The following is a 12,365-nucleotide window of genomic DNA, read 5'->3' as shown; positions in this document are numbered from 1 at the left end:
GGTCGGCATGCGCCATCCATGGCGCCTCCTCCCCTAGTGGAAACCTCCTGTTTCCACTGCTCTAACTACCAAGACTTAAACAATTAAAAAAATAAAAATAGTCTTTTGTCTTTTGTCTTTTCAAGTTGAAAGAATGCATTTTAGAGCCGCCAGCAGGGACGCTGGTGGCAGGTTGAGGGCGTACAGGATGTACGCTCCGAGACCGGTCGGCCAAACGACGCGGTAAAAAAGCGCGAGAGTCGAGAGGTTGCGCGCTGGCAACCTCTCGTCGGACGCCTACGCCAGTGGTTTCATAGAGCGCTATTTGCTCATGGGCGGACGAAAACCTTCACAGCTCTCACAGAAAACAGAAGACGGCAGATAAGCAGCCTTTCTTGCCAACTATCCTCCCACCTCCACCCTCATCCCCATCTCCGTCACCTCCCCTTTCCCCAACAACACCAGCCCCGGTTGTCCATCCATATTATGGGCATCAACAGGATGGCTTTGCGGTTCAAGGCAAATAAACGGTTCATCAGGCATTTGAAACAGCATCAGATAAGGTACGGAACTGCGTAACGAAATCGTCGGCTGATTCGGCGTCACAAGATGAGCAATGCCACTCCACCCCGAATAGCCCTGATTCATCCACGCATTATCCGGCACTTTCGTGCGGGTGAAATCCAGCGCTGCTGGCGTGTTACCCTGCCATGCTAAAGGCAAATGCAGTTCGCCCTCTGGCCAATAGCCTGAAGAGGAAAACTGAATTTGTGTCTGCGGTGTTTTCACAAAGAAAGGATGAAAGCCTAGCCCATAAAGCATCGGCTCCACGCCACAGTGGCGTAATGTAAGATGCGCGCTGAGTCCTTCGTCCGTGAGCCGATAAACCAAATTCGCCGAATAATCAAAACCACAGCTGTGTTGCACTCGTAGACCAAGGGAAATGTGTGTGCAGCTCAAATCTTGCAGTTGCCAGCGCTGTAGCCAGCCATCGCCGTGTAAAAAAAATTGGTTATCCAAGGCACTGTCCGGCAGACAAATTTCACGTCCGGCTAAGTAAAAGCGATTATCTCGCACTCGGTTCGCCAAAGGTAACATAGGAAACAACGCGCTTTCGCCCGGATGCCACCCAGTCGCCTGTTGATAAGGCCGAAGAATTTCCGTGCCACTACGCACGTCATCAAAGCTTAAGATCGCCGCGGACTGCGCTGTCACCCGCAGCCGAAACCGCGAGGTAGAGAGAGTATAGATATCCATCATGCTTGTTTCACGCTTGATTCAACGGGTTTGGTACTCCCCGCCAACTGATGTTCTAGCGCTTCCAGCGTAACACCTTTGGTTTCAGGCACGCTGCGTAATACAAACACAAACCCGAGCGCACAGATGATGCCATAAAGTAAGAAACTCCCCGATGCCCCCAAATTCGCATTCAACAGCGGGAAAGTGTAAGTCAGTAAGAAACAGGCAATCCACAACGCTAAAGTCCCAACCGACATCGCCATACCGCGCACGCGGTTAGGGAAGATTTCAGACAGCAACACCCACGTCACAGGCGCAAGCGTCAGGGCATAAATCGCAATCGCAGCAAGCACCAGCAGCAAAACAGGCAATCCCATAATGCCCAGCGCATAAGCACCGGCAATCAGCACATAGATGATGGTCAGGCCTGCGGCTCCCAGCAGCATTAATTTGCGACGCCCCAGCTTATCCACCAGCGGTAAGGCGATAATGGTAAAGATCAGATTAATCAACCCGGTAGCCACTATCGATTTAAGCGTGCTGTTAATATCAAAACCGGCTGAAGCAAAGATCTCCTGCGCATAGTTAAAGATTACGTTGATCCCGCACCACTGTTGGAAAACCGCCAGCACGATCCCAATCACGATAATCGGCCTAACACGTGGATTCAGGAGCTCACTTGCCGCCACTTTCTGCGTATTTTCGCCAAGCGTTTCACGAATATCAGCCATCGTTTCTCGCGCATATTCTGCACTACCGATACGCCGCAGCATGCGTTCCGCTTTGTCCTGTTTACCGGCCTTCGCCAACCAGCGCGGAGAATCTGGAACCAAGAACATCAGGAATAAAAACAGCACCGCCGGAATCAGCTCTGCGCCAAACATCCAGCGCCAGCCAACTTGTCCATTCCAGCTTTGCAGAATGTCCTGCATGGTTGCCGAGCTGGCAACCGGTTCAGCGATCATCAGGTTAACCAACTGAGCGGCCAAAACGCCAATAACGATCGTCAGCTGGTTGATGGCTACAAATTTGCCCCGTTTTTCGGCCGGACTCACTTCAGCGATATACATTGGGCTCAGCGCGGAAGCAAGACCAATGCCTACGCCGCCAACGATGCGGTAAAACACGAACCAATCAAAGTGCGTTGCCACCGCCGTTCCCCACGCAGACGCAGAGAATAGAATGGCTGAAATTATCAGCGGCAGCTTGCGACCAAAGCGATCGGCGCACCAGCCAGAAATCAAAGCACCAAAAACACAGCCCGCCAATGCGGAGCTCATCGCCCATCCTGACTGAGCCGGATCGGTGATCCCAAAATAGGCTTCATAAAAGGGTTTGGCACCGCCAATAACCACCCAGTCATAGCCAAAAAGTAACCCGCCACAGGCCGCGACCAGACATATCATCCAGACGTAAGACATATTGAGATGGTTCTGCGTGGTTTTCATTTTTTCACCTTATTTTAACCTTGTAGGACAGAGGTTTACGCAGTCATAGAAATGTGGGCCACAACCGTGGCCCGTTGTGGCTTAGTGATTAAAGATGCCGTGTTGTACTGCTAGGCATAACAAATGCGCTTTATCATGAGCCGGATTGCGTTTTAACAGCTCATCGGTGAGGCGTATAAAGCTCGCTTCATCGCTCAACCCTAAATGCCCTAATGCCTCAACCCACAAGCAGTGTTGGCTATGCTGTTCCTGCGCCGATGCATCTAGAACAATCAGATCAGGCAGAGAAACGGCGAAGAAATCAGGTTCTGATAAATCATTTCTATGCTGTTTAGCCCAATCGATCATGGATTGGAACTGCTGCTGAGCCTGCTCTCGCTCACCCAAACGCGCAGCCGCCATCGCTTGGTAAAACAGATAATCAACAGGCTGATCGTTGTAGTAACGTCCCGCACTCAGCGCAGAACCGCCCTGCAGTGCGTGCTGTAACGCAGATTGAGACTGCTCTTTTTCACCCATTTTCTCGGCGCAAATAGCCATTAAGAACCAGATGTCGTTGTCGCTTTGTCCCACCAAACGCCCTTCGCCGAGGTTGGAGGGATAGCTAAGCGACTGACGTAGCACGTCGTAGGCTTCGGCGTAATGGCGCTCCTGCATCAACGCCAACGCACGGCGCTGATGGTTAATTAAAAACTGCCCTGTGACTTTGCCTTCGCCGCCTTCCCATGGATGGAATTGGCGGCGCCACAGAATTTCAGCGGCCGCATCCACCTTATGGTGAATGTGATAAAGACTGAGCAGCTCAGCGGTGAGATCGTCACGTTTAAGCGCCACATCGCGGCGATCGTCCAGCAGTTGCAGGCGCTGTACGGTTGGAACCGCCGTTAGTTTTTGCAGATAGCTGAACTCAAACAACAGGCGTGGATTTTCAGGCTCAAGGTCAAGCGCACGCTGGAAATACTCCGCGGCTTGACCCAAATTGCCCTGCTTGTTAAATGCATAAATCCCAAGCACGCGGTGCAGCGCGGCAAAATCTGGCATCTGCCTTAATGCAAACAGCCAACAGGATTCGGCGCGGGCATAACTACGCTTGCTGTAGAAGAAACAGCCCAGGAGATATTGAGCAAAACCGTCTTGAGGAAGGCGTTGTAAAACAGCAATATCATCCAAGGTGTTAGGGAAGCGGACTTTAAGCGCAAAGTTCTCACGCGCCAGCTGTAAACAGTGGCTTCGCTCGCTTGCGTCCTGAGTTAATGCCGCACGATACAGCAGCGGGAGCGACTCTTGGCTGTTCAAAAGTTTCAGCAGCGCCAAAGCTTCTTTTTCTCGGCCTAATCCCACCAGCCATCCTGCTAACACGCAGGCGTTGACTCCTCGAGCTCCCGCAACCTGAGTCAATGCGCTCGCGTCGCCGTTCAAAACCGACTGCGCATACAGCAAGACATAGCTCAACGGATAGTGGGTCAACTGAGAAGTGACATATTCAAGCGCCTGTTTGGTCTCTCCCAACTGCTGTAAAACCAGTGCCTTTAACCCCATGGCTAAATTGTTTGCGCCGTTGAAATTCAGGCTCTGATTGATAAACGTCAGGGCTTGTTCCGCATCGCCTTTTCGCAACGCTAAGCGTGCCAAAGCATAAAACGCCGCATCGCGGCAATTTCCACTCCACGTGGCTTTGAAATAGTCATCATAGGCCTGTGTTTCTTGCCCTAGCTTTTCGCGGGCAGAACCCAGCAGCATGCTTGCCTGACCGCACTGCGGATTTTTATTCCAGCGCTGCGCACGTTGCAGAGCGGTATTGGCATGACTTGCCGCCAGCTCAAAATCAGCGCGGTTAAACTCAAGCGTTGCCAGCGCAACGTTACAGCGATAATCGAGAGGATCGATATCCAATGCACGGCGGTAATAATCAAAGGCTGAACGGCTGGCGTGGAGATATTGCTCAAGATGTTGGCCGATAAAATAGAGCTCGTCGGTATTGGTGATTTGCTCTGGTTTTTGTGGCGCAGTCGCCGCCTGAGGCAGTGGGGTTTCTTCAGGAATATGTTCAAGGTAGCTGATAATTTCGCAGCCATCGCGATCCAGCAACAACAGCGTTAAGCGCTGCGGTGAACTAACAGGCAACGCGTGCAGCCATGCTTGAGCCGGTTGAAGGGAAAGCGGCTGACGGAAAATTTCCTCGCCTTCGCCTTTCACCACTAGCGATACATCGTTCAACGGAGCAATAGCGTATAGCCCAAGCTGCAATTCTCCGTTAGTACGTTCCAGCTTAATCGCTGCCTGCGTATTGGCATTCTGCAAGGTTCCTAGCTTGCTGTATGGCAGAAAGTTCTGCACAAACACCTTTTCTTCGTAAGGCGCAAGCCAGGTAAAGTCCGGCTGGTTATCGGTGAATACGCCCGTCATCAGCTCAATGTAAGGACCGTTGTGATCGGTTAAGTTGCGATCCCACGCAAGGCCAAAATCGCAGTTGCCCCACGTCCACTGCTTTTTACCTGGGGAAACGTGGTGATCGGCGATATGCAGCAGACCGCCTTGCTCACCGTGATGATAAGCACCCACAAAATCGTAATCTGACTTATCAGCCATATATGACGTCGGCACGGGAATATTCTTGTAGCGGGAAATATCAACGCCAGCGGAGTAATCCACTTTATAGTAGGTGCCGGTTGCAATAGGGAAAGCCGAAACATCACGCTTGCCGTGGTCATACACCGCCGTGACATCGGGCGGGAACACGCTTTGGTGATCGTCGCCGCCTTTCACCGCAGGGTTTGCCCACCACAGGAAATGACGCGGCGTGGCGTTACCGTTGAAAACTTTGCCCTTAATTTCGATCAACGCTTTTTGTGGATACAGCGTAAAACCGGTCATGACCTGTAAACCGCGCATCGGCTCAACCTCTCCCAGCCAAACCGTTTTACTGCCGTCGTCCTGTTGGCTAATCGTCACATCCACCGGCATAAACGTGGTTGGACGATGATGCTGCGGCCAGTTAAATTCAATTCCGCCAGAGATCCATGGCCCAACCAATCCCACCAGCGCAGGTTTAATGACTTCGTTGTAATACACAAAATCACGCTGCATCACTTTGTCGTAGGCTCGATGAATTCGTCCCCCGAGTTCAGGCAGCAACATAACGCGAATGAAATCATTTTCCAGCCATACGGCCTGATACTGACGATCTTCACATTCACCGGTTAACGTATCGATCACGCCATAGGGATAGACCGCGCCAGACGATCCTTGATAAACCCGCTTTTCTAAAAACATCGGGTTGGGATCTTCCGCTCCGGTGCGATAGGTCGGTAAGGTCACACTTTCTTGCCAAACTTTGACGTCGCCGTACATTTCCGCATCTCCAGTAAAAAAATGACAGTGAACTGATGTATGTTTGCAGTGTATGTGAGCGATTCTTTTCCGTTGTGAGCAACGCTCACGCAATACAGTTAACGGAGTTAAGTGAAATGTTTGATCTGGGATTGAATAATCAGCGGGTGCGTCATCTCAATAAGCGGATATTGATGGCGTTGATCTACCGCTATAAGCACGCCAGCAAATCGATGCTGGCGCAGCAAACGGGGTTATCCATTCCGGCGATTGGAAAAATACTGGAAGAGCTGCTGGATGAAGGGAAAATAGAGCACTCAGATCGCATGCTCAGCAACCGCGGATTAAGCGGTGGGTGCTATCAGATCCCCGCGGGTAATGCCCTTATTTTATGTATGAACATAACGCCAAACTGTATTGAGAGTCAGCTCGTCAACAGCCAGATTTTGCCCTTGGGTGAATATCAATTTACCGCCGTTTCAGCGCCCCACCCTCAAGATCTACTGACGGCCATTGAACAGGTCTATTACCAGCAGAGAAAGCTTTACCCACAGCGCACCATCCAGTTGGCACTGGCCGTTCACGGTCAGGTCGATCCTGTCACCGGCGTTTCACAAAATATGCCGCAGGCACCATGGAAAGAGCACATTGAAATGAAATATCTACTAGAGGAAAAGCTGAAAACTCGCGTTTTGCTCGACAATGACTGCGTGATGCTCGCGTTGGCGGAGAAATGGCAAAATACGGATAATCAGCAGGATTTTTGCGTTATCAATGTGGATTATGGGATTGGTTCGTCATTTGTGATTAACCAGCAGATTTATCGCGGTAGCTTATACGGCAGCGGACAAATCGGGCATACCATCGTAAATCCCGACGGCGTGGCCTGTGACTGTGGCCGCTACGGCTGCTTGGAGACCGTCGCCTCGCTTTCTGCGCTAAAAAAACGCGCGCGCATTTGGCTGAAATCTCAGCCACACAGCAGCATTCAAACCGATTGGGATTCACTCAGCAGCAAACACCTCATTGAGCGTTACCAACAAGGCGATCTGCAGGTGCAATCATGGGTGGATAGCGCGGCAAGCGCCATTGGCCTCAGCCTGTATAACTTTCTGAATATTTTGAATATCAACCGGATCTATTTCTACGGTCGCAGCTGCGGCTTTGGCGATCGTTGGCTCAGTGCCATTATGCGTCAAACGGGGTTTAATCCTTTTGATCCCGCCGATCCGAATATGACAAACGCCACCCGCATCGGCTTTGGCCAACTGACCCGGCCACAGCAAATTATGGGGATTGGGTATTTGTACGCAGAGAAGGCGTTGGAAGGGGTTTGAACATTCGGCTAGTTTAATTTTTCTTACCAAATCGATTCCCTCCCCGTCGAAGGGGAGGGTTATAGCGTATTAGACCAACACTACTTCTTAATTTCAGCCCGCACTTTCCCTACCTGCTCAGCCGTAACGGGTTCTGCTTTATTTCCCCAGCTGCCGCGCAGATAACTCATCAAATCAGCGGCCTCTTGGTCATTCAGCGCCCAACCATAGCCCGGCATCGCATAAGACATATGCTGCTGCGTGACCGGCGTTTGCGCGCCGTCGAGCACCACGCGGATAAGCGTTTGCGGATTATCGGCATTCACCGTGAGGTTCCCTGCCAGACGCGGAATGGTGAAATCAACGCCCTCACCTTTCGGGGTATGGCAAGTAGAACAATAACGCGCATAGGTTTGAGCCCCAGACAACATCGCACCCGCCGCCGGTTTGGTCGGCTTAGCGTCATTCGGTAAGGCTTCCAAGCTGAGCAGGTAAGTGGCGATTCCTTTTAGATCGCTATCTGTCAGGTATTGTGAACTGTGTGTAACCACTTCTCCCATCGGACCACTGAGCGCGGCATGGCGGCTGCGGCCTGTCTTGAGCAGTGGCACTAAATCATCTTTGCTGACGTTTAGACCACGTAAAGAAGGCGCATACCAACCATCCAGCTCTGCGCCGTTCAAGAAACGTAGCTCAGCCTGATCCATACCTTGTTCCTGCATCGCCCAACCGCGCGGCGTATGGCAGGCACCGCAATGCCCAGCCCCTTGAACCAGATAGGCGCCGCGATTCCATTCATCGCCTTTTTCCGGCTGTGGTTGGTAAATGCCGTCTTGTAAGAACAATGAATTCCAGATACCTAAAGGCCAACGCATAGAGAGCGGCCATGGAATATCGCTCTTTTGATTTTCAACCGCCTGCGGTTTCACTTCGGTCATCAGGTAGTCATACAGCGCCCGCATATCCTCAGGCGTCATTTTGGTATAAGAGGTGTACGGCATCGCGGGGTAGAGGTGATGCCCATCTTTCGCCACCCCTTTGCGCATCGCCTTATCAAAATCATCAAAGCTGTAGCTACCAATGCCGTATGTTTTATCTGGCGTAATATTGGTAGCGTAAATATCGCCCAACGGCGTTGCGAAGCGCATTCCCCCCGCCAGCGCTTGTCCTTGAGGAGAGGTATGACAGGCCGAGCAGTCGCCCGCTTTTGCCACATATTCACCGGCCGACATTGCACTTGCGCCCGCGCTGGTGGCTAACAACGTTAAAATCAGTAACGGTTTCATACGCTCTCCTTGTTCATCGCGGTTAGCTCGTTCACCGCTCTCCACGCCTGATCAACCGCAGAGTTCGCGTAAGGGCTCCAATCTGAATCCGAGTTGGCGATGGTGATGCGCCCTATCGGCTGGCGTGCAGTATGAATAATTTGCTCGGCTTCTTTTTCATCATCGAACAGCCCGTTGAGGAAATAAGAGTAGCCGTGCGACCAGCGGTTAACCGTAATGGCTTGAATATCACGCTGATGATCGAAGCCTGCCTCACCAAACATGCCCTGCAGCTGCTCGCGGATCATTTTTTCATGCACTTCAAACGGTGTGCCTAAGAGCAATGCACGTCCCTTGCGCGACTGTTCACGCGGGCTTAGACCGCTGCCCGGCAGCGTGGGGACATACACCATATGCAGCCCAATCGGTTGGTTAGGATCGCGTGGATGCTGGTAGCCGCCCATGTTGACCGGATAATCTAGCTTCACGCGGCTATAAGGCGCGGCGGGAGAATAGATTTCATGCACCCCAAGTTTTACAAACGGCTGCCAGTTGCGGATCACCACTTTTGAATACACCAGCGGCGATTTCACGTTCTCTTTCAGCGCAGCGGCCTGTGTTTCAGGCATTTCCGGTACCAGATACGGGATCATCATGTTGTATCCCGCCATCACCACCTGCCCGGCACGAACACGATGCAGTTTGTCGCCCGTCAGATACGTCACATCAACGGAAGGTTTACCCTGCTCGTTCACGTTCGCGACATGTACACCGGTACTGTTTAAACGCAGCCGAACGGGAGAGTCTGGTTTATCTAACTGGCTGTAATCAAACTTCGCCAATACGATACTTTCCATCGTGTCACCCGGCGCAACGGCCGGAATTAAATGACGTACCATCAGGCGGGCCAAACCTGCGTTACCATCTGGGAAGTGGAAAATGTAGGGCTCATCGAGATCGGCCAGCGACTCGGCGTCAAGCGGAGGCAAATTCATGCCATCGAGCCCTGGTAATGCGCAAATACGCGCATCGCTACACGACGTAGCGTCAATACCAACCGCTTGGAAATCATTGGTACGTTGCTGGAAATAGCGGATCGCCATTTCGCTTAGGCCCACTTTTTCTCGCAGGAATTGGCTGTAGCTATGGCTATCTAACCAAGCCACTTTTTCATCGGTATTGAGTTCAGGCAGATAATCTTTTTGTTCCGTGTGCAGCGCGATCAGCGCCTGACGATCGGATTCGGCCAGCGGGAAATCACTGATGAACGCGGTGATATCGCGGCCGTTTAAGCGTTCGGGGGCAATGTCATCGGCAACCGCTCGTCCCGGATCGCCGTTAACAATTTTATCAACGCCAAAGTTTTTGCGATCGAAATAAACACCACGGCTTAGCTTCATATCAGGATAGAAATTCTGATCGAAATCTTTCGCCATCTGTTCAATATCAACGTTGAGAGTTTTCAGCAACCCCATTGCGACAGGGCTAAAGTTAGTACGCGGCGACTGGAAAGATTCACTGCCGCCGTAGCCGAGTATCGTTTTACCTTCAACGTTGAATTCGTTGCGCTTGGCATGCCCGCCAAAATCATCATGGTTATCGAGCAACAGAATGCTTTGATTTTTACCATGTAGCTGCTGCCAAAAGCAGGCCGCAGCCAATCCGCTGATCCCTGCACCGACGACCACCAGATCAAACCGATCTTCAATCGGCGTGCTTTTGGGATCGAAATGTTTGCCTTCACGCCCCAGTAAATGAGCCGCTTCAAACGATCCCGGATGGTTGCCGCGTAAACCGGTCAAGGTTGGCGGATAGTAAAGGCTTTGAGTTAAAGCCTGAGGAGATGCTCGAAGTGCCTGCCACGGTGTTAATCCCGCTGCAATGGTGATTGCCATCCCATTGAGAAAGTCACGTCTTGTGATGCTCATAATGCTTCCCAGTTTTATTTTAAGATTTGAAATCGAAGGAAAATCACAATTATTTTACATGATGACAACGTATAGGTCAGCCATCAAATATTCTCAGGCTAAATGTTGATATGACCCACCTCAGCCCTCCCCTTTGCAGAGGAGGGAGCAAAATGCTTTTTAGGATGGATTCAATTCTTCAAAGATATCTCCCCAAGAGCGGAAGACATGGAGGGGACATTGATTACCCGTGATTAATCATCACATGGCGCACCACGGTGTAATCCTCTAGGCCAAACATCGACATATCTTTGCCGTACCCAGAGAGTTTTTGCCCACCGTGTGGCATTTCACTCACCAGCATGAAGTGGGTATTCACCCATGTGCAGCCGTATTGTAAACGTGCGCTCATGCGGTGAGCGCGGCCCACATCGCGCGTCCACACGGAGGAAGCTAAGCCATAGTTGGAATCGTTCGCCCAGCCCAAGACCTGCGCTTCATCATCAAACGGCGTGATGGTGATGACTGGCCCAAATACCTCTTTTTGCACGATTTCATCATCTTGTTTAGCACCCGCTAAAATGGTTGGCTGGAAGTAAAAACCAGGACCATTAACGCGCGAACCACCGGTAGCTACCGTGATATGCGGCAACGCTTTGGCGCGTTCAACAAAGCCTTCTACGCGCTGTAGGTGCTGCTCGGTGATCAACGGCCCAAGCTCAGTGCTTTCATCGCCTGGATTCCCCATATCAAGCGTGGAGACCGTTTGCGCTAGCGCATCCACCACTTTTTGATAGATTGATTTCTGCACATACAGGCGGCAGGCCGCTGTACAGTCTTGCCCTGCGTTATAGAAACCAAATATGCGGATGCCTTCGACCACTTTTTCCACGTCGGCATCATCAAACACAATAACCGGCGCTTTACCGCCCAGCTCCATGTGTGTGCGTTTGATGGTAGACGCCGTGTGTTCAATAATATGCGCGCCCGTGCCGATAGAACCGGTAAGGGAGACCATGCGCACTTTTGGGTGGCCTGTCAGTACGTCACCCACGTCTTTACCCAAACCGAACAGAACGTTAACGACGCCCGCAGGGAACAGATCGGCCAGCGTTTGGCACAGATGGAAAGCGGTCAACGGCGTTTGTTCCGATGGCTTCAGCACTACGGTATTACCCGCCGCCAGCGCGGGCGCTAATTTCCACGCGGCCATCATCAGCGGGTAGTTCCACGGTGCGATCGAGGCGATCACGCCAACCGGATCGCGGCGGATCATCGAGGTGTGATCCGGCAGATACTCACCGGCAACCGGGCCGCTTAAGCAGCGGGTCGCACCAGCAAAGAAGCGGAAAACGTCGGCAATCGCAGGAATTTCATCTTCCAACACGCGCTGATAGGGCTTACCGCAGTTTTGCGATTCCAGCATCGCCAGCACTTCGCCCTGCTGCTCAATAACATCCGCGACCTGCAACAGCAGCGCAGCGCGCTCCTTCGGCGTGGTTTGCCCCCATTCGGTGAACGCTTTGTCTGCCGCATTCACCGCCTCCTCAACCTGCGCGGCACTTGCCTGTGCAATATGTGCAATAACCTCCCCCGTGGCGGGATTGTACACAGGCAGCGCAGAACCTTGACCTTCGACCAAACGCCCGTTAATCAGCAGTTGTGTATGCATTGTTTTATCCTTCATTAAGAGAGGTGGCAGCGCAGCGCTGCCGGCTGTATACCCTTCTTATTTGGAGCTACTGCTGCGTTGGCTGCGCTCGTTCACCTGAATCACTTACTTATGTAAGCTCATCGGGATTAATGAGTCTCATCCCTGAGACTCACCCTACGGGCTTGCGCAAGCGCTGTTCAAATTGGTTCCAGACCAATTTGTCTCTC

The 12,365-nt window shown here is 51.9% G+C and carries 7 protein-coding genes; 1 reads left to right on the top strand and 6 read right to left on the bottom strand.

Features of this window, described 5'->3' with window-relative positions:
• Positions 1–381: 381 nt before the first annotated feature.
• The 3 genes from BN1044_RS04090 to BN1044_RS04080 form a co-directional block, all read right to left on the bottom strand.
• The gene (locus BN1044_RS04090; RefSeq protein WP_247650293.1) at positions 382–1,239 is read right to left on the bottom strand and encodes an aldose 1-epimerase; all 858 of its coding nucleotides are present in this window, start codon (positions 1,237–1,239) and stop codon (positions 382–384) included.
• Positions 1,236–2,666, bottom strand: a complete 1,431-nt coding sequence (locus BN1044_RS04085) for a sugar porter family MFS transporter (protein WP_072307663.1) — start codon at positions 2,664–2,666, stop codon at positions 1,236–1,238. Before BN1044_RS04085 ends, BN1044_RS04090 begins: the two co-directional genes overlap by 4 nt.
• 81 nt (positions 2,667–2,747) lie before the next feature.
• Complete coding sequence (locus BN1044_RS04080; RefSeq protein ID WP_072307662.1) at positions 2,748–6,017, bottom strand: DUF5107 domain-containing protein; 3,270 nt, start codon at positions 6,015–6,017, stop codon at positions 2,748–2,750.
• 116 nt (positions 6,018–6,133) lie between these two features.
• Between BN1044_RS04080 and BN1044_RS04075 the strand changes: the two genes are divergently transcribed.
• On the top strand, positions 6,134–7,333 hold the full coding sequence (locus BN1044_RS04075) for an ROK family protein (protein WP_072307661.1): 1,200 nt from the start codon (positions 6,134–6,136) through the stop codon (positions 7,331–7,333).
• 80 nt (positions 7,334–7,413) lie between these two features.
• On the opposite strand, the gene BN1044_RS04070 is transcribed toward BN1044_RS04075, so the two are convergent.
• The 3 genes from BN1044_RS04070 to patD form a co-directional block, all read right to left on the bottom strand.
• Positions 7,414–8,598: a cytochrome c gene (locus BN1044_RS04070; RefSeq protein ID WP_072307660.1), complete on the bottom strand. Its 1,185-nt coding sequence runs from the start codon at positions 8,596–8,598 to the stop codon at positions 7,414–7,416.
• On the bottom strand, positions 8,595–10,505 hold the full coding sequence (locus BN1044_RS04065) for an NAD(P)/FAD-dependent oxidoreductase (protein ID WP_072307659.1): 1,911 nt from the start codon (positions 10,503–10,505) through the stop codon (positions 8,595–8,597). The genes BN1044_RS04070 and BN1044_RS04065 overlap by 4 nt, the downstream gene beginning before the upstream one ends.
• A gap of 223 nt (positions 10,506–10,728) precedes the next feature.
• Positions 10,729–12,156, bottom strand: coding sequence for an aminobutyraldehyde dehydrogenase (gene patD, locus BN1044_RS04060; RefSeq protein ID WP_072307658.1), 1,428 nt, complete (start codon positions 12,154–12,156; stop codon positions 10,729–10,731).
• Between the last annotated feature and the right edge of the window lie 209 nt (positions 12,157–12,365).

The organism is Hafnia alvei, assembly GCF_900095695.1.
Classification (GTDB): Bacteria; Pseudomonadota; Gammaproteobacteria; order Enterobacterales; family Enterobacteriaceae; genus Hafnia; species Hafnia alvei_B.
Note: the sequence above shows the minus strand (reverse complement) of the source record. Positions and strands in the feature narration are given on the sequence as shown.

Excerpts from the sequence above, each read along its gene's own strand:
- BN1044_RS04090 (WP_247650293.1), bottom strand. The coding sequence starts at position 1,239 with ATGATGGATATCTATACTCTCTCTACCTCGCGGTTTCGGCTGCGGGTG.
- BN1044_RS04085 (WP_072307663.1), bottom strand. The coding sequence starts at position 2,666 with ATGAAAACCACGCAGAACCATCTCAATATGTCTTACGTCTGGATGATA.
- BN1044_RS04080 (WP_072307662.1), bottom strand. The coding sequence starts at position 6,017 with ATGTACGGCGACGTCAAAGTTTGGCAAGAAAGTGTGACCTTACCGACC.
- BN1044_RS04075 (WP_072307661.1), top strand. The coding sequence starts at position 6,134 with ATGTTTGATCTGGGATTGAATAATCAGCGGGTGCGTCATCTCAATAAG.
- BN1044_RS04070 (WP_072307660.1), bottom strand. The coding sequence starts at position 8,598 with ATGAAACCGTTACTGATTTTAACGTTGTTAGCCACCAGCGCGGGCGCA.
- BN1044_RS04065 (WP_072307659.1), bottom strand. The coding sequence starts at position 10,505 with ATGAGCATCACAAGACGTGACTTTCTCAATGGGATGGCAATCACCATT.
- patD (WP_072307658.1), bottom strand. The coding sequence starts at position 12,156 with ATGCATACACAACTGCTGATTAACGGGCGTTTGGTCGAAGGTCAAGGT.